We start from the raw sequence: 22,561 nt of genomic DNA, 5'->3' as shown, positions 1-22,561 counted from the left end.
CGCTACCCCTTTCGGCTTAGGGCGTTTCGTCACGCTTGAAAGTCCCGTTTGCCTCGCCACGAGAGGTCCGACCATGTACCGCCATCGTCTCGTCATTCCGGTGCAGTGGCTGATCGGTATCGTTATCGTCGGGGTGATGGTGGTGATGGAGGTGGCGCTGCTGGGGTTCTCCTGGCACCAGTCCCAGCGCACGCTGGGGGCGACCCTGGAAGAGACCTCGGCTCAGCTGGTCGACACCCTGGAGGCGCGCACCCAGGCGCTGGTGAGGCCGGCACGGGTGGCCATCGACATGCTGGCCAACGGGGCCCCGGGCGAGGCCGACGACTGGGACGGCCGGCTGGCAGCGTTGCCGCTGATGAGGGCGGCGCTGGAAGCCCATCGACTGGTCGACGCCGTCTACATCGGCTATGGCAGCGGCGACTTCCTGATGTTTCGCGCGGTGGATCGCATGCTGGAGAGCAAGCGTCCCGACCTGGTCGATAGCGGCGGCCAGGACGCGGCCTACCTGGCGCTGGTGGTGGATGCACGCCCTGGCCAGCCACCGCAGAGTGAATGGCATCTGTTCGATCCATCGCTTGCCCCGCTCGGGCGCGAGCGACTCGACCAGTACTTCTTCGATCCGCGCAGCCGTCCCTGGTTTCAGCAGGCGCCCGAGGGTGACGCTCCTTTCCTGACCGCTCCCTATGTGTTTTTCAACACTGGCGAAATCGGCATCAGCATGGCGCGCCGCAGCGGTGACGCCGTGGTCGGCCTGGATGTCGCCTCGCGGGACCTTGGCATCGGCCTGGATGACCTGCGGTTGACGCCGCAGACGCGCATGGCGGTAGTTACCGCCTCTGGCCAGGCGCTGGCGACTACCCTGGACGCCTCACTGGATCCTGGGCCCGGCAACGCCCGCCAATTGTCCTCTTTCGAGGATCTGACCATGCCGGTGCTGGCGCAATTGTTGACCACGAACGTCGACCAGCCACCGCGGCGGTTGTCCCATGACGGTCGCCAGTGGTGGGGGCTGGTGCTGCCCTTTGTCACCCTGGGGGGTGAGGCCACGCGGCTGATTGCAGCGGTCCCGGAAGACGAGCTGACCACCGATGTGCGCCAGATGATGCTGGAGAGTTCGTTGTTGGCGGGGATCGTGACGCTGGCCTTGTTGCCGCTGGGGGTGCTGCTGGGACGACGACTGGGGCGTCCGCTGCGGGAGTTGTCCGGACAGGTCGAGGCGCTCGGGCGCTACGATTTTTCCGCCTGCGACGGTGTCGGCTCGCGGGTGACCGAGGTGCGCGGGCTCAGTGTGGCACTGCGCCGGCTGGCGCGTGGTATCGAGGGCTTTGGACGCATCACCCGGGTGCTCAACAGCGAGCCACGCCTGGATCGCATGCTGACCAGCATCCTCGAGGATCTGCTGCGCGGCACCGGCAGTCGCGCCGGGGCCATCTACCTGGCCGATGAACAGGACGAGGGACGCTTCGCCCGGATCGCCAGGGAGGGGGAGGCGAGGGACCCCGATGCGGACCCCCGGAGTCGGGAGCTGCGACTGCAGGAAGGCTCCGAGGCCGAGCTCGAGGCGCTGATCGAGCGCTTTGAGGCGGCCGGCTATCTGTTGCAGCCGCTGCGTAACCGGGAGGGAGCGACGCTGGGTCTGCTGGCGTTGGCGCGGCGCTCGCTGGACGATGACGACGCTCACTGGCGTGCCTTCGTCGCCGAAGTGTCGGCGGCGGCAGCGGTGGCCATCGACCTGAGGCGACTGCTGCGCGGTGAGGCGCGTCTACTGGAGGGCATCGTCCAGCTGGTGGCCCATGCCATCGACGCCAAGTCGCCGCATACCGGAAGCCACTGCTCGCGAGTGCCGGTACTGGCGGAGATGATCGTCGAGGGCATCGATCGCAGCGAGCACGGGGTATACGCCGAGACTCACTTCGACGCGACCCGCCGCAGCGCCTTCCATCTGGCGGCCTGGCTGCATGACTGCGGCAAGCTGGCGATCCCCGACGAGGTAATGGAAAAGGCCACCAAGCTCGAGGCCCGCTACGACCGTATCCATGAGATTCGCACCCGCTTCGAGGTGCTGTGGCGCGATGCCGACGTGGACTACTGGCAGGGGCGCGCCCACGGTGGCGATCCGGTGACGCTGGAGCGACGGCGCCATGCGCGACAGCAGGAGCTGATCGCAGCCTTCGAATGCGTGGCCGAGGCCAATCGGGGGGGCGAGGCCATCAGCGATGAGCTGCTGGAGCGCCTGACCGTCATCGCCGAGTGGCGCTGGTGGCGGCACTTCGATGATCGGCTCGGGGTATCGCGAGATGAGCTCAAGCGCATGTCCCGCGAACCCCTGCGCAGGCTGCCCGCGGAGGAGCGTCTGTTGGCCGACCTGCCACGTCACGAGATTCCCTGGCACCGCTCTCGCCCGGCGGTGGCGCCGGACGACCCCGAAAATGTCTGGCGTTTCGACATGCGGCCCAGTGAATTGGCCGGCCATCAGGGCGAGCTTTTCAATCTCAGGGTGTCCCGCGGCACCCTCAACGAGGTCGAGCGATTCCGCATCCAGGAGCACGTGGTCCAGACCATCATGATGCTCGAGGCGCTGCCCTGGCCCGCGCACCTGCGTCGGGTCCCGGCCATCGCCGGCAATCATCACGAGCGCATGGACGGTACCGGTTATCCACGCCGACTGGCGATGAAGGACGCCAGCCTCGAGGAGCGGGTCATGGTGATGGCGGACGTGTTCGAGGCCTTGACCGCCGCGGACCGCCCCTACAAGTCGGCCATGACCCTTTCCCGGGCACTGGCGACGCTGGCCGACATGGTGCGGGAGGGCCATCTGGACCCCGAGATCTTCCGGCTGATGCTGGAGCAGCGGATCTACAGCGACTACGCCGAACGCTTCTTGACGCCGGCCCAGCGTGATAGCGTTGATACCGAGGCGCTGCTGGCCCGTGCGGGAGTTTGACCTGACGCAAGCGCGCAGGAGTAGGCCCGCCCCGGCTTTTGCCCAAGTGGACGACGACAAAGGCGCCTGCATGAACGGCTAGTTCGCCCGAAATGGTCTATATAATGCCGAGAATGATGGTGAACGCTCGCCAATTTGGCCTGTACAGGCCGGTCAAGTGGGTCATAATGCCGTCAGTGCAGTCTGGAAATCGCAGGGGTTTGGATAAATGGTGACCACAAGGAATTCCGGGTGGCGTTCGCTGACGATGCTGGTCGCGCTGGTGGTGACCTGTCTGATGGTGGTGCAGTCCGCCCAGGCAGGCAACCCGCGCTACGCAGGCATCGTGGTGGACGCCGAGAGTCATGAGATCCTGTACGCGGAAAACGCCGATGAGCGCCGCTATCCGGCCTCACTGACCAAGATGATGACCCTTTATATGCTGTTCGAGGCTCTGGACGGTCGTACCATGAGTCTGGGCCAGCCGCTGCCGGTCTCTTCCCATGCGGCCTCGATGCCGGCGACCAAGCTGTGGCTCAAGCCCGGTGACAGCATCCCGGTGGAGAAGGCCATCCAGGCGTTGGTCGTGCGCTCCGCCAATGACGTGGCGGTGGTGGTGGCCGAGTCCCTGGGCGGAACTGAATCACACTTCGCCGACATGATGACCCGCAAGGCGCGCAGCCTGGGCATGAACAACACCACCTTCCGCAACGCTTCGGGCCTGCCCAACTCCGGCCAGGTCACCACGGCGCGGGACATGGTCATCCTGGCGCGTCGTCTGATGCTGGACTTCCCCCAGTACTACCCCTACTTCTCTCTTACCGAGTTCACCTGGCGTGGCACTCGTCACACCGGTCACAACCGTCTGCTGACCAAGTACCCGGGTACCGATGGTCTCAAGACCGGCTTCATTCGCGCCTCCGGCTTCAATGTGGCGACCTCTGCGACCCGCAATGGACGGCGCATGGTGGCGGTGGTCATGGGCGGCTACACCGCCGCTTCCCGTGATGAGCAGATGATGAGCCTGCTCGACCGTGGCTTCCTGCGGGCTTCGCTGGTCGACGGCCGTGGTTTCCTTGCCAATACCGACGTCTCCGGTGGTGAACTGATGGCGCCTCGCCAGCGTGGGTTGATCTCTGCGCCGACGCCGAGCCGTGTCGCTCAGGTGCCATCGACCGCGGTGCGGCCGTCACGGGTCGAGACCGTGGTGCGTCCGGCCACGCCGACACTGGCCAGCCGTCAGTCGGCGACAGCGCCGGTGCGCTTCGAGTCCGCCGCCCCGATCATCTCCGATTCGCGTCGTTCTTCGTCCGGTCCCGACCCGCTGCGCAACCTGATCGACCAGCCGAGTGCCTCGGCACCCGCCCTGGCATCGATTCCGGTGGCGGCCTCGGTGCCCGACGCGGCAGCGGCGAGGCCTGAGCCCAGCCCTGTGTCGAGTGCCGTGTCGAGCGCGCCGTCCAGCGCGGCCAGCACGAACACCACCAGCGCGAATGCGAACAGCACCATCGCGCAGACCGGCGACTGGGGGGTCCAGGTGGGGGCGTTCAGCGACATGGACAGCGCGCGCAGCCAGGCCAGCCAGGCGGCCGATCGTCTGGCGGGCGAGATGGCCCACGCCCGGGTAGCGGTGGCGCGAGCCGACAATGCCAACATCTACCGTGCCCGGGTGGTGGACCTGCAGGAAGGCCAGGCCCGTTCGGCCTGTCGGCGACTGCTGCAGCAGGGCATGGACTGCATGGTCGTTCAGGCCAGCCTCTAAGCGTCAGTTCGCGCCACCTTCACGTCGTTCTCCGACAAGGCCCGCCTCCGGCGGGCCTTTTGCTGCATGGCATACACCAGTGCACAGTTCTGGTGCGTCTGTTCTTGCCAGCGAAGCGTTCGCCCCCTAACGTTGTCCCTGTTACCCCCGTCGGCCCCGTGCCGGCGGGGTTCGTTTTTGGGTCAGGTAAGTGGTGATCGTGAGCCACTTGCCATCAGCGGCTGCGGACAGGGAGGAGAGCATGGGGTCATCGTTCAAGGGTATCGGGTTCATGTGTCTTGGCGTGCTGTGCCTGGCGCTCGGTGACGCCATTTCCAAGTGGCTCGGCGAGGTGCATTCGCCGTTGCAGATCATCTTCTTTCGCACCCTGGTGTCGTTGCCGTTGATCATGCTGCTGGCACACCAGGGGGGAGGCCTGCGCACCCTGTCGACCCGACGCCCGGGGGTGCATCTGATCCGTGGTCTGATCTATACCGGCACCATGGGTTGCTTCGTGCTGGGGCTGACGATGATGCCGCTCGCCGAGGGCACCGCCATCGCCTTCGCCGCGCCGCTGTTTGTCAGCCTGCTGTCGGTCCCGCTGCTGGGCGAGCGGGTGAGCGTGCCGGTGGTGCTGGCGTCGCTGGTGGGCTTTGCCGGTGTATTGGTGATCGTGCGTCCAGGCAGTGAAGGCATCTCGCTGGGTGCTCTGTCGATGCTCGGGGCGGCGGTGTTCTATGCCTTGATGATGATCACCGCTCGGCGCTACGGCGCCCGCGAGCACCTGTGGGCGATGGTGTTCTACATGACCCTGGTGCCCTTTGTGGTGACTGGCGTCGCCCTGCCGCTGGTATGGCAGGCGCCGGCGCTGGAGCATTGGCCGGCCTTTCTCATGTCCGGGGTGCTCGGGGTCGGCGCTACCGCCTTTATTACCCTGGCCTTTCGTCACGCTCCGGCCGCTATCGCCGCCCCCTTCGACTATACCGCCATGCTGTGGGCGGTCCTGCTCGGCTGGATGATCTGGGACGAGGTGCCGGATCTCGGGGTGCTGATCGGCGGCACCCTGATCATCGCCAGCGGCCTGGCGATCGCCTACCAGGAGGGGCGCACCAGCCTCAAGCGGCGCCCTTCGGCCTGAGCTGGGCGCTTGATCGGATGGAAGGACCAGGAGGTTGACCGACATCACGTCGCCTTGGGGGGAGGCGCTTGCCGTCCTAGGGCTTGTCTGAAAAGTGCCTGCGCTCGTCGACTTTTCGGACAGCGCCTAAGCTTGCCTTAAGTTGCTGCCGTCAGGCTGCCTGTTACGCGACAAGGCGTATCACCTTCAGGGAGCAGGACGATGGCATCGATTCCGTCACATTCAAAAAGCCGGCAGATCAAGGTGTGGGACCCGTTGGTTCGCGTCTTTCACTGGGCGCTGGTGCTGGGGGTTGCCCTCAATTACGCCGAAATTGGCCCACATCGTTATATCGGCTACACCCTGATGGGGCTGATAGGGCTGCGTGTCGTCTGGGGGCTGGTGGGGCCCTGGTCGGTGCGCTGGTCGAGCTTCTGGCCGACACCCTCGCGCCTTGGAGCGGCGCTCAAGAGACAGGCCGCAGCACAGGAAGCAAAGGAAAACAGTTCCCCTCAGCGCATCACCCATACCCCGCTGGGGGCGGTGATGATGTTGCTGATGCTGGCCTTGCTGGTGGGGCTCGGTACCACCGGCATCTTGATGGTGCACACCGAGCGTTTCCACGATGTGCACTGGATGGAGGAGCTGCACGAGGGCCTCGCCACGGCGGTACTGTGTCTGGTGCCGTTGCACGTGGGCGGTGCCATCCTTGAGGGGCGACGACTGGGCGACAACCTGATCGCCGCAATGGTCCATGGGCGTCGAAGGGTCAGGCCTCGCGTCTGAGGGTCGCGTTCGGCGGTGGGCTGCCTGGCCGGGCTCCCAGGCCGGTTCAGCCTTCCCAGGCCGTCAGCAGGTCCCTCGCGGCGCACGCCGGGTCCGCCTGGCCGCAGATGGCGGAGACCACGGCCATGCCATCGGCGCCGCTTTGACGCACCGCCGAGGCGTGCTCGCGCTTGAGCCCGCCGATGGCCACGCTGGGCAGCGGGCTCGCCGCCACCAGCGAGGCAAGACCATCGAAGCCCAGCGGCGTGGCGTGGTCGCTCTTGGTCGGCGTGGCGAATACCGGTCCGAGTCCCAGGTAGTCCAGTGCCTGGACATCCAGGCGCGACAGCTGGTCGGGGTGCTGCACCGATAGGCCGATGATCGCCGTCTCGCCAAGCAGGCGGCGGGCTTCGCCCACGTCGCCGTCGTCCTGCCCCAGATGCACGCCGTCGACCTGTGCCTTTAGCGCGACCTGGACACGGTCATTGATGACCAGAGGAACCCCGTGTTCGGCCAGCGCCGGTTTCAGTCGGCGCGCCAGTTGCACCAGTTCGTCATCGCTGGCGGTCTTGTCACGTAGCTGCACCAGGCTGACTCCGCCGCGTACCGCCGCCTCCACCGTCGCTTCAATCCCCATGGATGCGCACAGCCCGGGGTCGGTGACCAGATAGAGGCGAAGGCTGCGGGGGTCGAACAGGCGCGCATCAAGGCGTCGAGGAGAGTGGGTCACGAGGGGCTCCTGGTACATGAATCGGGTAGGGCGGTCGGGTCAGTCGAGAGACTCGATGGCGAGAGGTTCTCGCCGTAACAGCGTCTCGGGATTGAGCTGATGCAAGGCGTCGACAAAGGCGACGGCGAAGCTGCCAGGACCCTGGGCGGTGCGGCCGGCGCGACTGCCGGCTTCGCCATAGCAGGCCAGGGCCGCGCAGGTGGCGACCAGCGGATCCTGATCGGCGGCGAGAAAGGCCGCGACCACACCGGACAGGGCGCAGCCCAGCGCCGTCACGCGGGGCATCAGCGGGTGTCCACCGGGCACGCGCACCAGCCGCCGGCCGTCGGTGACCAGATCGACCTCACCGGTTACCGCTACCACCGCCTCCTGGCGCCGGGCCAGGGCGACGGCCGCCTGCACGGCGTCGTCGCTGGCGGCAGTGGAGTCGACGCCGCGCCCGCCAAGACCGTCCTCGGCCAGGGCGATGATCTCCGAGGCGTTGCCGCGAATGACGCTGGGCCTCAAGTCCAGCAGCCTGGCGGCCGACTCTCGCCGATAGGCGGTGGCGCCAACGGCGACGGGGTCGAGCACCCAGGGGGTCTGGTGCTCGCCGGCACTGGTGGCAGCCTCGATCATGGCCTCGACCCAGTGAGGCGAGAGCGTACCGATATTGATCAGCACAGCGTCGGCCAATGCCGCGAACTCGGCCGCTTCCTCACGCGCATGGACCATGGCCGGTGAAGCGCCCACGGCCAGCAGCACATTGGCGGCGCTGTTCATGGCCACGTAGTTGGTCAGGCTATGGACCAGCGGCGCCGCCTGGCGAAGCCGGGTCAGCCGTGCGCCGATGTCGGCGCCGGTGAGTGTTGTCGTCATGACAGGCCTCCCTGGCGTTGGACGAAGGCGGCGAGGGTCGCCTTGCAGGGAGTCATGATCCGGTCACTGCGCGCCGCTGTAAAGCGGCGATGGCCTGAGATATCCCCCTTGAGCCGGGAGACGGTGAACCGCGACAGCTCGCCGGGCGTCAGCCCAGCAATTGCAGCGCGATCAATACCCCCAGGGCGGCGAGGGCGAGCTCGCGAACCGGTACGCCGTTGCCGCTGTCTGTGGCGTCGTCTCGACGCTCCGAGCTTGCGGTTCGGGGCCACAGGGCGAGGCCACCGAGAATCAGGCTGAGGCTGCCGAGGGGCAGGCTGATGGACGACCAGAAGGCCATCAGGGCGAGGCCGCCGACCAGGGCCAGAGAGATACGAAGAAGCCCCTTGGTGGCGAAGCGGGGGCGAGTACGGGAGACCTGCTGTAGGAAGGGCATGTTCGGAATTCCTTGTCGGTGCAGGGGGCGGGCCAGAAGACAACTACTGACACCATCGCTAGGGCTGCAGCGTAGCGGCTTTGCCTTAACGCGCGCTTAAGCTTTATTGAAAGATTTGTGACAAGGTCTGATGCGCGAATCTGCAAAATGTTCAGTCGGCGAGCTGCGACATTGGTCGAACGCCATTGGCAGAGCATGGGAATCGTGGGGAGCAGAGGGCTCGTCGCGCCTGGCTCCGTCCTCGCCTTCAAGGGCGACCTGCAAGGGTGATCTGCAAGGGCGACCGCAATGGCCTCCTGCCAAGGCGGTCTGTCTGGACGTGGATCAAACGCGTGCGTCAGGCGCGGATATAGGCCCAGCCCTGGCGCTGGCCCTCGGCCAGGGTGAGTACCGCTGCCTCGACGATGGCCAGTCCCCGGGTGTCGACGATGCCCTGGGCGTCGAGACTGTTGCGACACAGTCTTAACCATGCGTCGGTGTCGTCCGGGGTGGCGACGGCGGCGGCCACACCGCCTGCATTGGTGATGATCAGCACCTCGGCGTCGGGGCTGGCGGCCTTGAGGTTGCGGGCATTGCGCCTGGCGCGGGCAAGGCTCTCGGCGCAGGGAGCGTGAAGCATCACCTTCAAGCGTGAATCACCCGCTTCGCGGGGGGGCAGGCCGGTCTCGCTCATGACGCCTCCGGGGCGGCGCCGATCAATGTTTCCAGATGATGGACCTGGGCGCCGAAGTCGGCATGCTCACGGCGATTGTCGGTGGGCAGCGTGATCTCGAGGGTGTCGATGACCCGCGCCGGGGCCCCGCCCTGATGTCCACCGAGCACCATCACCCGGTCGGCCAGCAGCACCGCCTCTTCGATGTCGTGGGTAACGAAGACGATGGCGGCCTCGGTGCGCTGGCGCAGGTCGATCAACTCGTTCTGCAGGCGACGGCGAGTGATCGCATCCAGCGCCGAGAAGGGTTCGTCCATGAACAGCACCCGGGGCTTTACCGCCAGCGCCCGGGCAATGCCGACACGCTGTTGCTGGCCGCCGGACAGGGTGGAAGGAAAGCGCTCGGCCATGTCGCCCAGGCCGACCAGCTCCAGCGGCGCAAGGGCGCGGCGCTGGCGCTCCTCCCGGGACAGCCCCAGTCCCTCGAGCCCGAGCGCCACATTGGCGCGGATGCGTCGCCAGGGAAACAGCCGTGGCGCCTGGAAGACCATCGACCAGGGCCGCGCTCCATCACGCGGACTCTCGTCCAGCCAGCGCTCGCCTGCCACCGCCGGCAGCAGGCCGCAGAGTGCCCGCAGCAGGGTCGACTTGCCGACCCCGGAGGCACCGACGATGGCGATGAACTCCCGTGGAGCCAGGCGCAGGTCGACATGTTCGAGCACGCGCTGGCCGCCGAAGCCCAGCGCCAGGTCATGGGCCTTGAGCACGCAGGCGTCGGCGTTGCGTTCGGCTGTCAGGGTGTCCATATCAGCAGCCTTTTTTGCAGATGCAGAAAGCCCAGGTCGAACAGGGCGTAGAGCGCGGCAATGGTCAGCATGTAGACCACCACGATATCGGTGGCCAGCAGGCCCGAGGCCTCCATCATGCGCTGGCCGATGCCGGGAATGCCGAACAGTTCGGCCGCGACCACGGTCATCCAGCCCTGGCCGAGGCCGGCGCGCAGGCCACCGAGGATGCCGGGGGCTGCCGCGGGCAGGCTGACCTTGGTCAGGCGGGCCAGCAGCGAACCCTGGCCGAAGGCCCTGGCTACCTCGTCATAGCCGGGGTCCACCGCACGCACCGCGCTGTAGCTGGCGAAGTAGTTGATCCAGAACACCCCGATACTGATGATGAAGGCCGCCGCCGATGGCGTGATCCCGAACCAGATGATGGCAAAGGGGATCCAGGCCAGTGGCGGGATCGGGCGCAGCAGGCGCGCCAGCCAGGCGTGCAGGGCGTCGAATACCGGCAGCAGGGCCGCCGCCACGCCCATGGCGATACCTGCCAGCGAGCCGATGGCCACCCCTACGCTGTAGTGAGACAGGCTCGAGCTGACGACTTCCCACCAGATGCCGTCGACCACCTCGCCCCAGAAGACCGTCGGGATCGCAGAGGGCAGCGGAACCAGATTGCCGGGCAGCAGCCCCAGGCGCAGTGAGATCTCCCAGAGTGCCACAAAGGCGACGAGCCCCAGCGCACCGAGGCCGGTGCGCCGGCTACGAGATACCGACTTCATGGGCTCGTGTCGCCTTCTTCGGCGTCTGCGTCAGCGCTTGCGGTCAGGTCGTCGTACCAGCGGGTGTCGAACAGAGTGTCGATGTCGAGGCCCTGCTTGAGGGTGCCGTTGGCCAGCTGGAAGTCATGCATGGTGCGGGTGCCCTCGACGATCGCGTGGGGATCGGCGCCGTAGTTGGCGAAGGGCGAGGACAGTGCAGCCTCTACGGTTTCCAGCGGCACCAGACGCTTGCCGACGAACTCGCGCACCGAGGGGGCGACCTGCTGTGGCGTATCGACCAGGGCGTGGGTCGCTCGCAGGTGAAGTTCGAGCAAGGTGCTGACGGCATCGGGGCGCTGTTCGAGCAGGCTTTCGCGTGCTGCCAGCACCGCGCCGGGTTGACCCGGCAACATGTCCGAGGCGTGGGCCACGATCTGGGCGTCGTCGAGGCGTTCGGTCACGGTGGAGAGTATCGGCTCCAGGGTCGAGGCGGCGTCCACTGCACCGGCCAGCAGCGCCTGCTGGACACGATCGGCGCCCATGGCGACGATCTCGACGGCGTCACTGCCGATGCCCAGGCGTTCGTCCAGCCAGTAGCGCAATACCGTGTCGGGTACCGAGCCCTTGGGGAAGGTGGCGATCTTGGGCCGACGGCCTTCGCGCTCGGTAAAGTCGGCGATGGCCTGGGCCGGGTCGGCGTCGGCCATCAGGCTGGCCAGTTCGCCGCGGGCGACCAGGCCGATCTGCTCCTGGATGGCGGCCGCCAGTACCTTGATCGGTACCCCGTTGGCGCGAGCCACCATGGCCGGGCCGATACCGAAGTACATGACGTCGAGATCACCCGAGGCCAGCGCCTGGACCATCGCCGGCCCGCTGGAAAAGCGTGTCAGCTCAAGTTCCAGACCGGCCTCTTCGGTCCAGCCTTCGCCCTCCATCACGAATAGCTGAGCCACCGGCAGGATCGGCATATAACCAACCTCCAGCGGACCTTCGTCGGCGGCGATGGCGGTACCAGGCAGAAGCAGGGCGGCGGCGGTCAGCCAGCGGTAAAGGAGCTGGGGCATGGAGCCCTCCCGGAGCAATGAAGTTAATGATCAGCATGATAACGATCGGGGGACGAGGGCGACACGCAGGCGTGCGATCAATCCGTTATATGCTTATTAGGCGTCGGAAGACGCCGACACGACGATGGCCGCCCGGGGGCGGCCATCGCTGAGGGGACAGGCTGTCTGACGTAGCGGTAGATAGAGAGGGGGCGCTGCTCGTCCCTCCCTCGGACACTTCTGTCCTTACGTCTTGCCTGCTCCGTCCTTACTTCTTGCCGGGCTGTTTGACAAAACGCAGGTACGGACGCTGTTCGTCCCAGCCTTCCGGGAACAGGGTCTTGGCCTCGTCGTTGGAGACGGCAGGCACGATGATGCAACGGTCGCCATGGTTCCAGTTCACCGGGGTCGCCACCTTGTAGCCGTCGGTCAGCTGCAGGCTGTCCAGCACCCTCAGGATCTCGTCGAAGTTGCGTCCGGTGCTGGCCGGGTAGGTCAGCGTCAGGCGCACCTTCTTGGCCGGATCGATGATGAATACGCTTCGCACCGTCAGGGTGTCGTTGGCGTTGGGGTGGATCATGTCGTAGAGGTCACTGACCTTGCGATCGGCGTCGGCGAGCAGCGGGAAGTTGAGCCCGTGGCCCTGGGTGTCCTCGATATCGCCGGCCCAGGCGTGGTGATCCTCGATGGGATCCACCGACAGGCCGATGGCCTTGGCGTTGCGTTTGTCGAATTCGCCCTTGAGGCGCGACACTTCCCCGAGTTCGGTGGTGCACACCGGGGTGAAGTCCTTGGGGTGAGAGAACAGGATGACCCAGCTGTCACCGGCCCACTCATGAAAGTGAATGGTGCCGGCGGTGCTTTCCTGTGTGAAGTCCGGTGCGGTATCACCCAGTCGTAGCGTCATGGTCGTCTCCTTGGCGGTTGATGGCGACGGGCCCGGACGGACCCGACGGGTCGATCGGTGAGACCGGGGCGCGGCCTCGTGGCAGCGAGCGTCAGGGCGCCGGCGCGGCTGCCCCGACGAAGCGATCCTGCCAATAGTCTATGGACAGCGAGGTGGTGGTGACCGTTCGCCCGCGTCCGGGCGCGTGGATCATCACATCGTCGCCGGCGTAGATGCCGACATGGCTGACCCCGGGACCCTTGCCGGTAGCGAAGAACAGAAGATCACCCGGCCGTGCCTCGTCGATGGGCGGCAGGCGCCGGTATTGCTCCCGGGATGAGCGCGGCAAGGGGATACCCGCCCGGGAATACGTCATCTGGGCCAGGCCGGAACAGTCCAGCCCGCGCGGATCGTTGCCGCCGAACCGGTAGGGGGTGCCGACGGCGCTGCGCGCCTCGGACAGGATCAGGGCACGTTCCATGGACAGTCCCTGGCCGCCGTCATCGGTGCTCAGCGGGGCCGAGGCACAGCCCCCCAGAAGTACCAGCAGCAGTGCCATCAGGGCTGTCCAAGAGGACCTGGTGTACCACGGCATCGAAGTGGTCATTGCGGCTTTCCCTGCACAGACGAGGCGCCCTCTACGGTACTCTGCCCTACCAGGCAGGCCAAGGGGGCCGAGGCCTAATGTGTCGCTGGCGCCGCAGGCGTAGCGACAACGACAACGACAAGGCGACCAGGCGACCAGGCGCGGACGCGACCGACAGGCCGATGCCCCCTGACGACAGGAGATACGTGCCCCCTAACGAAAGGAGATGCGTGTGCCGTTGGCCAGCATCTCGTCGGGGGTCATGGCCTTGCCCTCCACGCCGATCATCTCGTCACCGCACTGATCGGTCCAGGTCAGGACGCCATGGGTCAGGCCGACGCCGCCGAGCAACTCGCGGATCTCGCCGGTGCCGAGAAAGGTGCGGGTTCGCCCCTTGTCGTCGGCAAGCTCTGTGGTGCCGTTGGCGTGATGAAAGCGCACCGTGTAGATGCCATCCATCGACTCCACCTCGACGATGGGCGAAAACCCGCGGGACAAGGCCTTGGCGAGTGCCTTGAGGGTAATCTGGCGCTCCAGGGTGTAGTCGATGTCAGCCATCTTGGTGTTTCCTCCGGCGAAACGGGCCTCTTAAGACTGGTCCAGCAAAGGACTTCTGGCAAACAGGTAAGTGCGGTGCCGTGACCCAGTCGTTGAAGGCGCGTTCTTGAGGCGGTGTGCCGAGCCGGTATGGTTGATGGCTTCTACAGCTATCGACAGGTGAACCATGCGACACCATTCCATGCCCTTGGCCCTGGCGGCCTCGATTGCGCTCGCGGCTTCCTTCGGCGCCCATGCTCAGGACCAGGAAGATGCCCAGGTTCGTTTTTCCGTGCCCGCCTGGCCCGGTGTAACGGTCAAGACGGCCCTGGCATCCACCCTGCTCGAGACCCTGGGTTATGAGCCGGTCCAGGAAGAGCTGGGCTCCACCATCACCTATCAGGCCCTGCGCCAGGGAGAGCTCGACGCCTTTCTGGCGGCCTGGTTGCCGGCCCAGCAGGGCATGTACGACGCCAGCTTCGAGGATGGCGAGTCCAAGCTCGAGGACCTTGGCAACAACGTCGACGGTGCGCGCCTCGGCTTTGCCGTACCCACCTACGTCTACGAAGCCGGCGTGAAAACGGCGGAGGATCTGGACAAGGAAGAGTTTGCCGACAAGCTGGACCGCACCATCTATTCCATCGAGGTGGGCTCCGGCATGAGCGACTCGCTCAACAGCGCCGTGGATGAGGACACCTACGGTCTGGGTGACTGGAACCTGTCCGAGACCTCGACGCCAGGCATGCTGAGCGCCGTGGACGCGGCGATCGATCGTGAAGAGTGGATCGTGTTCGCCGCCTGGACCCCGCACTGGATGAACATCGAGTTCGACGTGCGTTATCTGGATGACCCCGAGGACATGTGGGGCCCGGAAGGCGGCCGCAGCGACGTGCGCACCCTGGTGCGCAGCGAGTTCGCCGAGAGCCACCCCAATGCCACCCGTCTGCTCGATCAGCTGGTGTTTACCGCCGATGACCAGAGCGCCATGATCCGTGGCTTCAGCTACGAAGAGCGCGAGCCGGAGGCGGTTGCCGTCGATTGGCTGCGTGAACACCCCGAGGAGACCAAGGGCTTCCTCGAGGGGGTCACCACGCGCGACGGCGAGGAGGCCTGGCCCGTGGTGCGCGATGCACTGGAGATCCCCGAAGCCTGATGTCGGTTGCCTCAAGCGTCGACTGAAGACCGCCGTTTGGAGCGAAAGACGAAAGGACCGCCCCAGGGCGGTCCTTTGTTTTCTGCAGGTCGACAGGACGACGTGTGGCGTCCACTCGAGCTGTCGAGCGAGCGGGTCGTGATGACAGGATCAGTGGTCGTGGTCGTGGCCATCGTGGCTATCGTCATGACCCTCGGCATCGACCAACCCCTGATGCAGCACCTCGGCATTGTGCAGGATCATTCCCAGGTAGTGAGACGTCATCCCTTCTTCGGACAGGGCGCCGTTGTAGAGTGAGCCGGCGATGGGCACGCCGGTTTCCTCGGACAGTTGTTCCATCAGCGCCGGGCTGGACATGTTCTCGACAAACAGCGCCGGAATCTGGCGTTCACGGATGACGTCCACCATGCGCGCGATATCTGCCGCTGACGGTTCCGCTTCGGTGGACAGACCGACCGGCGACAGGAAGTCGATGCCGTAGGCCCGAGAGAAGTGGCCGAAAGCGTCGTGGCCGACGATGACCTGGGCGTGTTCCGGCAGGTCGTCGAGCAGCGCGAGCACCTGGTCGTGGGCCGCCTGGATATCCTCCATGTAGCTGTCGGCCCTGGACGCGTAGTGCTCGCTGTTGTCAGGGTCGACGGCGATCAGTCCGTCGCGGATATTGGCGACATAGATCAGTCCTGCCGACAGGTCGAGCCAGGCATGGGGGTCGTACTCGCCATGGTCGTGGCTGTCGTGATCATCGTGGCCGTCGTGATCTTCATGGTCTTCATGGCTGTCGTGATCACCGTGTCCGCGGTGCTCTTCATGGCCGTCGTGCTCTTCATGGCTGTCATGGTCGTGGCCGTCGTGCTCGTCCCCTTCCTCGTCCTGGCGATGCAGTGATTGGCCGCCATAGGCCAGCAGCGGCACTCCGTCCGTGGCGACAACGGTCTTGCCCTGATAGCCGCTGGCGTCGAGCAGGCGCGTCATCCAGCCCTCGAACTGCAGGCCGTTGAGCACCACCAGGTCTGCCTCGGCCAGGGCCCTGGCGTCGGTCGGGCGAGGGGAGTAGACGTGGGGGTCGCTGTCGGGGCCGACCAGCGAGGTGACCTCGACCCTGTCGCCGCCGACGTTGCGTACCATGTCGGCCAATACACTGAAGCTGGCGACCACCTGGGTGGGCTCGTCTGCCACGGCCTGGGGGCCAAGGGCGAGTCCCGTCAGGGCAATCCAGGCGTGGCGTTTGACGAAGGCATGAGGCAGTGACAGTGGCATGGACGTTGATCTCCGGTTGGTCAGGGGAAGGCGGGGCGCGTCAGGCGTGGTCGTCGGCGCGCAGCGGTGTGGCGCGACGACGAAGGCGAGCAGAAAGACTGTGCTGGCGGCCAAACAGCGCCGACAGCAGATAGGCCACACCGGCCAGCAGGATGATGGCCGGTCCAGAGGGCAGGCTCAGGTGGTAGGAAATCAGCAGGCCACCGAGGCTGGCGCCCAGCGCGATCACCACCGACAGCACTATCAGGCCCTCGAGGCGCGTGCTCCAGAAGCGAGCGGTGGTGGCCGGCAGCATCATCAGACCGACCGCCATCAGCGTGCCCAGGGTCTGAAACCCGGCGGTAAGGTTGAGCACGACGAGTCCCAGGAAGACACCGTGGACCAGACCGCTTCTGGTGCCTTGGCTGCGCAGAAACAGCGGGTCGAGGCATTCCACCACCAGGGCGCGGAAGATCACCGCCAGGGTGATCACGATCAGGCTACTGATGCCGGTGATCAGCACCAGGGCGGTGGTGTCCACCGCCAGAATGGAGCCGAACAGCACATGGGTCAGATCGACACTGCTGCCGCCCAGGGCGACCAGCATTACCCCGGCCGCCAGCGAGATCAGGAAGAAGCTCGCCATGGCCGAGTCTTCCCGGTGGCCGGTGAGCTGGGACACGCTGCCGGCCAACAGCGCGATCAATAGCCCTGACAGCATGCCGCCAAGGCTCATGATGGGCAGCGAGAAACCGGCCATCAGAAAACCCAGCGCAACGCCGGGCAGGATGGCGTGGGACATGGCGTCGCCGATCAGGCTCATGCCGCGCAGCATCAGGAAGACCCCCAGCGGCGGCGCCGCCAGCGACAGCGCCAGGCTGGCCAGCAGGGCACGGCTCATGAAGGCATAGTCGAAAGGGGCGATCAGCCACAGGTACAGGGTGGAAAGCAGCGAGTCGAGCATTCAGACAGATCCAGGAAAGGTCAGCGGCAGTCGAGGTGGGCGGGTCAATTGACCGGTGTGACGCTCCACCAGGGCATCCGGCGTGGCCCAGCGGCCGTGGCCCTGGGACAGGATCAGGACGTCATCGGCCAGGCGTGCCAGTTGCTCCATGTCGTGCAGCACGATGATCAGGGTCGCCCCCTGTTCGGCCATCTCGCGCAGCACGTCCATCAGCATCTCGACGGTATCGACGTCGACGTTGGCAAAGGGTTCATCGAGCAGCAGCAGTTCGGCTTCCTGCATCAGCGTCCGACCGATCAGGGCTCGCTGGCGCTGGCCTCCGGACAGCTCGCCCAGCGGGCGGTGGGCCAGCCGTGAGATGCCCAGGCGTTCCATGATCTCGCGCCCACGGCGATAGTGAGCGGCGCAGTAGCCCTTGAAGGCACCGTGGCTCGGCCAGGTGCCGGTCATGATCAGTTCCTCGACGCTCATCGGGAAACTCAGGTCCAGCGCCAACTGCTGCGGCAGCCAGGCGCGGCGCGGCGCCGGAACGGCGCATTCGACGCGGCCCGCGACCGGCGTCAAGTCGCCCATGATGGCCTGGATCAGGGTGCTCTTGCCGGCGCCGTTGGCGCCGATGAGCGCGGTGATGGCGCCATCCTGAAAGCGCCCCTCGAGATGTTCGAGCACGGTGCGCCCGCCGCGTGCCAACTGCAGATCATGCAAGACGAGGCGTGACATCAGTGCCACCATCCGGCGGACCAGGACACCGCCAGCCACAGTGGCAGCAGGGGAATCAGCACCAGCATCAGTCGGCGCCGCATGGACAGGGACATCAGCGAGAAGTGGCAAGGCCCTTCGGGGCGGTGACGATGGGTCATGCAGGATAGCTCCGGGGCGAATCGGTCGAGCAAAATGGTTGAAAGTTATAACATAACAATAACTGGGATTCCACGACTTCCCTCCCTCGGGCCATCCACTTGAGGTAGCCGCCAGAGCGTTCGAGGCAGGCGTGGAACTTTCCTACAATCGGTACTGCAAAGAATGTCTTCCCACGATAGACTGAAATAAAGTGTCAGGTGTGCTTGGTCTCGCACAACAGGACAACGTTTCTACGGAGTTTTCAGGATGTCACGGATATTGCGGCGGATGGCGCTGGTCGGGGCGGCCCTTGGGCTGGCCCTGCTGACGTCGACCCACTGCGTGGCGGGCGGCAGTACCGGCTTGTACGTCGGTGTCGGCGCCGGCCAGATGCAGGGCGATGACGACTTTGACGACGAGGCGTCGGCGGCCAAGGTCTTTGCCGGCTACAACTTCGGCTGGCTGCCCTTCCTCGATCTGGGGGCGGAGCTGTCCTACCTCAACGGCGGTGAGCTCGACGGTGAGGTCGACGGCACCTCGGCACGGCTCGAGGTGGAGAGCCTGCAGGCCATGGGTATCGCGGGCTTCAGCTTTGGTCCCTTCGGCGTCTACGGCAAGGCCGGCATGGCGGACTGGGACGCCGACCGCAGCGGCAATGGCCTGAACAAGGACTATTCCGGCACCGACCCGGTATTCGGGCTGGGCGCCCGGGTGCAGCTGTTCGATGTGACCGGGCGTCTGGAGGTCGAGCGCATCGATGCCGACGAGATCGGGCACGTCGATAGCCTGACCGGCAGCGTGGTCTATACCTTCTAGCCTGGCTGATGCGACTCAGGTACCGGTTTCCATCAGGTGCGTTCTACTCCGCAGGGCCGACGCAAAAGCGTCGGCCCTGCGCTGTTTTGGCGTCACGTATCGGCCGTTGGTACTAGTCGATTGACGATTTTTCGTCGGTTCAGAGGACGGATTGCGCAAAACGTGATGTAGATCATGCTGATTGTGTTGTAAGTGATTACGCACACAAAGGTCAGTCAAAGGGGGTAGGGGAGGAGCAGTATAGAGTATGAATATCTTCCTGCTCGGTGCTCCCCATGCTCACGCTGCCCCACCGGTTCCCACAGCTGCCCGCCCTGTCGACGGAACCTCGCCGCATTTGTCGATGGATGGCGCTTCTCGTGCTGGCCCTGCTGGCGCTGGTCAGCTTGGTGCCACATGGCGTGCCCGTCGACCTGGCGATCTGGGCCGGGGTGCTCAATGCCATGCTGTTGCCGAGCATGGATCTGGTGCTGGGCGTATTGCTCGAGGGGCTTCGCCCGCTGCTGACCTCCCTTGAGCGTCCATGGACGCGCCTCCTGCTTGTCGTCTTGGTTGCCGCCGCGATGTGGTGCTTCGCCATCTTTCTGCTGCCGCTGGCGCTGGCCTGCCGTCATCTGCGCGGCCATGGAACGGCGCAAGACTACTGAGATGGCCGTCAGACCGTTACCATGATGGCAACGCATCGACGCCATCGAGGAATCCCATGACGACAACGCCCTTCGACCAGGCCCAGGCAAGGCTCGACGCCCTGCATGCCGAGGACCCTCGCCGCGTGGAGGTGGGCGGGGCGTCACAGCCCCAGGAGCTGTGGCACGCCGGGCGCATGAGCGCCTGGCTCGAGCGTCTCGATCCCGACGCAGCGGAGCTGGTGCAGCTTGCCGTGCACAACCAGCACCTGAAGCGCTGGGAGGTGCCGCGCAGTGACTATGAAGAGGGCCGCATCGGCTACCTGACCTGGCGACGTGACCAGGGCAAGCGCGCCGGCCAACTGGCGGCGGAGGTGATGCGCGCCTGCGGCTACAGCGACGCCGACGCCGACGAGGTGGCGCGGATGATCCGCAAGCAGGGACTGGGGCGCGACCCCGGCACCCAGGCGGTGGAAGACTGCGCTTGCCTGGTGTTCCTCGAGAACTACTTCGCCGACTTCTCGCGTCAGGTCGATCACGACCACCTGATCCGCATCGTCCAGATGACCTGGAAGAAGATGTCCCCCGCCGCCCACCAGCTCGCATTGGGCCTGCCCATGAGCGACGAGGCCCGCGCCATCGTCGAGGAAGCGCTGGGGTAGGCAGGGTTGCAAGTGGGCTGCTCAAGCAGCCGGGGGGCGCGAAAGCCTGGGAAGGGCGCCAGTACCAGGGGCTTACCGATTGAATGGGCGCCTGGCTGTCTGGAGGCCGCGACTCTGTTGATATGGCTGATGTGTTGTCGCCAGAATCCACGAGGCGAGAGGTGGCCGAGGGCTCGGGCTCTGTGAGCGTGAAGGAAGATCGAAGGCTAGGCTCTGTCCGAAAAGTCGGCGAGCGAAGGTTAGACAAGGCAAAAATCGGTGAGACAGCGCAGTTTACGGGGTGTAAATGAGCATGTTGATTCGACTTTTAACGCCGTATTACCGAGCGCAGGCACTTTTCAGACAAGCCCTAGCGGTATCGCCAGCGAATCAGTAGCAGGCTCACGCCGAAAACGACGGCGGGCATGAGCCCCAGGACAATGATGGCGGCATTGTGACTCATGAGCTGCCTCCTTTGGCGGCGTCTTCGGCCGCGCGCAGATGGCCGAGGTAAGTGGCAATCCCCGCCAGGGTCACTGTGGCCAGGCCTATAGCCAATAGTAACAGCCCCACCGGGGCGTGCCTGTTGATCGTGGCGCCTATGGTCAGGCCGACGATGATCCCGACGATGATCTTTTCCATGGCTTCACACAAGGCTTTCTCGGCGTGGTGCCTTCTATCCATTGTAGCCCTCCGCGCGACAGTACAACTATCGCCTCGGGGGAAGCGACACCTCTCATACTATCCCGGTTGAGTGACATACAAGCGATGCACCTGTGCAGCCCAGCGCCCGGGCGGGGGTACTGGGCCCTCGCCCCGGGACTCGTGTGGAAAAGACAAGGGGGCGAGCAACTTGGCCAACTTGGCGTTGTTCGCCGTGCTCCTTTCGCTGCCCTCTGTTCGCCGCGGGCGAGGGGACTCCTTCCTTTTGACTGGACACATTGTTCCACCGTACAACACGTCCATTACCTAGCCCTAGAACCCCTTGGCCTGCCCTCTGGGCCTTGCCGGGGTGGGCTTGTCGCAGCGCAGGAACTGGCCGTCACCGGCTTGGCCGCAGGGCTTGCCGTCGCGGGCGACGACCTGGCCCCGGCACAGCGCCATGACCACCCGCCCGGTCAGCTCCAGGCCCTCGTAGGGGGTGTAGTCCACCGCGTGGTGCAGGTCGTCGTTGCACACCGTGACCCGGGCCTCGGGGTCCCATAGGGTCAGGTCGGCGTCGCTGCCCACGGCGATGGTGCCCTTGCGCGGATAAAGGCCGTAGATCTTGGCCGGGTTGGTGGCGGTCAGCGCGACGAAGCGGGTGGCGTCGATGCGCTGCTTGACCACGCCCTCCGAGAACAGGATCGCCAGGCGCGTCTCGAGCCCCGGAATACCGTTGGGGATGCAGGAAAAACTCGCCTCCTCGCCATGCAGCTTCTTGCCCTTGTCGTCCTCGTAGCGGAAGGGCGCATGGTCCGACGAGAACACCTGGAAAACACCGCTTTCCAGCGCCTCCCACACCGCCTGCTGGGCCGCCGGGTCCCGGGGCGGTGGGCTGCACACGCACTTGGCGCCTTCGAAGCCGTCCTGGTCCAGGTCATCGGCGGTCAGCATCAGGTACTGGGGGCAGGTCTCGCCGTAGACCCGCAGGCCACGGCTCTGGGCCCAGCGGATCTGCTCGATCGCCTGGGGGCCGGAAACGTGGACGATCAGCAGCGGTACGTCGATCAGCTCGGCCAGCGAGATCGCGCGGTGGGTGGCCTCGCGTTCGGCGATGGAGGAGTGGGCCTCGGCGTGGTAGCGCGGGGCGGTGTGGCCCTGGGCTTCCAGCAGTTCGGTCAGGTAGGCGATGCAGTCGGCGTTTTCGGCGTGGACCATGACCATGGCGCCCTCGCGGCGGGCCAGCGCCAGCACCTCGAGCACCTCGCGGTCGTTGAGCTTCAGGTCATCGTAGGTCAGGTAGATCTTGAACGAGCTGTAACCCTCCTCGATCAGCGCCGGCAGCTCCTCGCGCAGCACCGTCTGGTTGGGGTCGGTGACGATCATGTGAAAGGCGTAGTCAATCATCGCCTTGCCGTCGCTCTCGCGGTGGTAGTCCTCCACCGCCGCGCGCAGCGACTGTCCCTTGAACTGGGCCGCGAAGGGAATCACCGTGGTGGTGCCACCGGCCGCCGCCGAGCGGGTACCGCTAGCGAAGTCATCGGCCATCACCGCGCCGTCACCCAGCGGCTGGGCCAGGTGGCAATGGGCGTCGATGCCGCCGGGCATCACCCACAGGCCGCTGGCGTCGATGGTCTCGCCGACTGGGCCTGCACCCTCGGCGAGTCCTTCGCCGAGGGCGACGATACGCCCGTCGCGAATGCCGATATCGGCGACAAAGCGGTCGGCGGCGGTGATCACGGTGGCGTTGGTGATCAGAGTATCGAGGCGTTGCATCTTGCTCTCCAGAGACCGGCTCGCGCCGGAGTTATTCATTGTTGTTCAGGTGCTTGGTG

24 protein-coding genes are annotated in these 22,561 nt (G+C 65.7%); 8 read left to right on the top strand and 16 right to left on the bottom strand.

Annotation, left to right across the window (positions count from 1 at the left end):
- The first annotated feature begins 73 nt into the window (after positions 1-73).
- From NFH98_RS18950 to NFH98_RS18935, 4 genes are all read left to right on the top strand, one after another.
- The gene (locus NFH98_RS18950; protein WP_348827205.1) at positions 74-2,944 is read left to right on the top strand and encodes an HD domain-containing phosphohydrolase; all 2,871 of its coding nucleotides are present in this window, start codon (positions 74-76) and stop codon (positions 2,942-2,944) included.
- A 208-nt stretch (positions 2,945-3,152) separates the two neighbouring features.
- A complete protein-coding gene (locus NFH98_RS18945) occupies positions 3,153-4,685 on the top strand; it encodes a serine hydrolase (RefSeq protein ID WP_348827204.1) in 1,533 nt (510 codons plus the stop codon).
- A gap of 241 nt (positions 4,686-4,926) precedes the next feature.
- Positions 4,927-5,802 carry a DMT family transporter gene (locus NFH98_RS18940; RefSeq protein ID WP_045993504.1) on the top strand — a complete coding sequence of 292 codons (876 nt, stop codon included), beginning with the start codon at positions 4,927-4,929 and terminating at the stop codon, positions 5,800-5,802.
- Between the two features lie 201 nt (positions 5,803-6,003).
- On the top strand, positions 6,004-6,567 hold the full coding sequence (locus tag NFH98_RS18935) for a cytochrome b/b6 domain-containing protein (RefSeq protein ID WP_349623032.1): 564 nt from the start codon (positions 6,004-6,006) through the stop codon (positions 6,565-6,567).
- Positions 6,568-6,613: 46 nt separating this feature from the next.
- Here NFH98_RS18935 and thiE read toward each other — a convergent pair whose 3' ends face one another.
- The 10 genes from thiE to NFH98_RS18885 form a co-directional block, all read right to left on the bottom strand.
- Positions 6,614-7,276, bottom strand: coding sequence for a thiamine phosphate synthase (gene thiE, locus NFH98_RS18930; RefSeq protein ID WP_301271164.1), 663 nt, complete (start codon positions 7,274-7,276; stop codon positions 6,614-6,616).
- A 39-nt stretch (positions 7,277-7,315) separates the two neighbouring features.
- Positions 7,316-8,134 carry a hydroxyethylthiazole kinase gene (gene thiM / locus NFH98_RS18925; RefSeq protein ID WP_348827202.1) on the bottom strand — a complete coding sequence of 273 codons (819 nt, stop codon included), beginning with the start codon at positions 8,132-8,134 and terminating at the stop codon, positions 7,316-7,318.
- Positions 8,135-8,282: 148 nt separating this feature from the next.
- Positions 8,283-8,570, bottom strand: a complete 288-nt coding sequence (locus NFH98_RS18920) for a hypothetical protein (RefSeq protein WP_045993501.1) — start codon at positions 8,568-8,570, stop codon at positions 8,283-8,285.
- A gap of 337 nt (positions 8,571-8,907) precedes the next feature.
- A complete protein-coding gene (locus NFH98_RS18915; RefSeq protein WP_348827201.1) occupies positions 8,908-9,243 on the bottom strand; it encodes a hypothetical protein in 336 nt (111 codons plus the stop codon).
- Positions 9,240-10,028, bottom strand: a complete 789-nt coding sequence (locus tag NFH98_RS18910) for an ABC transporter ATP-binding protein (RefSeq protein ID WP_348814983.1) — start codon at positions 10,026-10,028, stop codon at positions 9,240-9,242. The genes NFH98_RS18915 and NFH98_RS18910 overlap by 4 nt, the downstream gene beginning before the upstream one ends.
- The gene (locus NFH98_RS18905; protein WP_108132144.1) at positions 10,016-10,777 is read right to left on the bottom strand and encodes an ABC transporter permease; all 762 of its coding nucleotides are present in this window, start codon (positions 10,775-10,777) and stop codon (positions 10,016-10,018) included. Before NFH98_RS18905 ends, NFH98_RS18910 begins: the two co-directional genes overlap by 13 nt.
- Positions 10,774-11,820, bottom strand: a complete 1,047-nt coding sequence (locus tag NFH98_RS18900; RefSeq protein WP_045993498.1) for an ABC transporter substrate-binding protein — start codon at positions 11,818-11,820, stop codon at positions 10,774-10,776. The genes NFH98_RS18905 and NFH98_RS18900 overlap by 4 nt, the downstream gene beginning before the upstream one ends.
- Before the next feature lie 247 nt (positions 11,821-12,067).
- Positions 12,068-12,706 (bottom strand): peroxiredoxin, encoded by a 639-nt coding sequence (locus NFH98_RS18895; protein ID WP_108132145.1) that lies wholly within the window; start codon positions 12,704-12,706, stop codon positions 12,068-12,070.
- A gap of 91 nt (positions 12,707-12,797) precedes the next feature.
- Entirely contained in the window at positions 12,798-13,244 is a 447-nt protein-coding gene (locus tag NFH98_RS18890; RefSeq protein WP_240184218.1) for a C40 family peptidase, read from the bottom strand.
- A gap of 240 nt (positions 13,245-13,484) precedes the next feature.
- Positions 13,485-13,829, bottom strand: a complete 345-nt coding sequence (locus tag NFH98_RS18885) for a hypothetical protein (RefSeq protein ID WP_045993496.1) — start codon at positions 13,827-13,829, stop codon at positions 13,485-13,487.
- A gap of 166 nt (positions 13,830-13,995) precedes the next feature.
- Between NFH98_RS18885 and NFH98_RS18880 the strand changes: the two genes are divergently transcribed.
- Positions 13,996-14,961, top strand: a complete 966-nt coding sequence (locus NFH98_RS18880) for an ABC transporter substrate-binding protein (protein ID WP_108132146.1) — start codon at positions 13,996-13,998, stop codon at positions 14,959-14,961.
- Between the two features lie 150 nt (positions 14,962-15,111).
- On the opposite strand, the gene NFH98_RS18875 is transcribed toward NFH98_RS18880, so the two are convergent.
- The 4 genes from NFH98_RS18875 to NFH98_RS18860 are packed head-to-tail and all read right to left on the bottom strand — an operon-like array spanning position 15,112 to position 18,021.
- Positions 15,112-16,218, bottom strand: coding sequence for a metal ABC transporter solute-binding protein, Zn/Mn family (locus tag NFH98_RS18875; RefSeq protein ID WP_222516380.1), 1,107 nt, complete (start codon positions 16,216-16,218; stop codon positions 15,112-15,114).
- Positions 16,219-16,258: 40 nt separating this feature from the next.
- Positions 16,259-17,161 carry a metal ABC transporter permease gene (locus NFH98_RS18870; RefSeq protein ID WP_108132148.1) on the bottom strand — a complete coding sequence of 301 codons (903 nt, stop codon included), beginning with the start codon at positions 17,159-17,161 and terminating at the stop codon, positions 16,259-16,261.
- On the bottom strand, positions 17,162-17,881 hold the full coding sequence (locus NFH98_RS18865; RefSeq protein ID WP_213229372.1) for a metal ABC transporter ATP-binding protein: 720 nt from the start codon (positions 17,879-17,881) through the stop codon (positions 17,162-17,164). It abuts the gene before it with no gap.
- Positions 17,881-18,021, bottom strand: a complete 141-nt coding sequence (locus NFH98_RS18860) for a hypothetical protein (protein ID WP_181248609.1) — start codon at positions 18,019-18,021, stop codon at positions 17,881-17,883. Before NFH98_RS18860 ends, NFH98_RS18865 begins: the two co-directional genes overlap by 1 nt.
- A 247-nt stretch (positions 18,022-18,268) precedes the next feature.
- On the opposite strand from NFH98_RS18860, the gene NFH98_RS18855 reads away from it, so the two are divergent.
- The 3 genes from NFH98_RS18855 to NFH98_RS18845 all read left to right on the top strand — a co-directional run bounded on the left by NFH98_RS18855 (position 18,269) and on the right by NFH98_RS18845 (position 20,105).
- Positions 18,269-18,817 carry an outer membrane beta-barrel protein gene (locus NFH98_RS18855; protein WP_052704403.1) on the top strand — a complete coding sequence of 183 codons (549 nt, stop codon included), beginning with the start codon at positions 18,269-18,271 and terminating at the stop codon, positions 18,815-18,817.
- A gap of 275 nt (positions 18,818-19,092) precedes the next feature.
- Complete coding sequence (locus tag NFH98_RS18850; RefSeq protein ID WP_222516381.1) at positions 19,093-19,464, top strand: hypothetical protein; 372 nt, start codon at positions 19,093-19,095, stop codon at positions 19,462-19,464.
- Positions 19,465-19,520: 56 nt separating this feature from the next.
- Positions 19,521-20,105, top strand: coding sequence for a DUF4202 domain-containing protein (locus tag NFH98_RS18845; protein ID WP_108448671.1), 585 nt, complete (start codon positions 19,521-19,523; stop codon positions 20,103-20,105).
- 438 nt (positions 20,106-20,543) lie between these two features.
- Here the strand turns inward: NFH98_RS18845 and NFH98_RS18840 are convergent, their stop codons facing one another.
- Positions 20,544-20,768 carry a hypothetical protein gene (locus tag NFH98_RS18840; RefSeq protein ID WP_222516382.1) on the bottom strand — a complete coding sequence of 75 codons (225 nt, stop codon included), beginning with the start codon at positions 20,766-20,768 and terminating at the stop codon, positions 20,544-20,546.
- A gap of 291 nt (positions 20,769-21,059) precedes the next feature.
- Positions 21,060-22,541 (bottom strand): dihydropyrimidinase, encoded by a 1,482-nt coding sequence (hydA, locus tag NFH98_RS18835; protein ID WP_222516383.1) that lies wholly within the window; start codon positions 22,539-22,541, stop codon positions 21,060-21,062.
- Positions 22,542-22,561: the final 20 nt, after the last annotated feature.

It is taken from the genome of Halomonas sp. H33-56, assembly GCF_040147035.1.
Taxonomy (GTDB): Bacteria; Pseudomonadota; Gammaproteobacteria; order Pseudomonadales; family Halomonadaceae; genus Halomonas; species Halomonas litopenaei.
The sequence above is the reverse complement of the archived record's forward strand: the minus strand, read 5'-3'. Positions and strand labels throughout refer to the sequence as shown.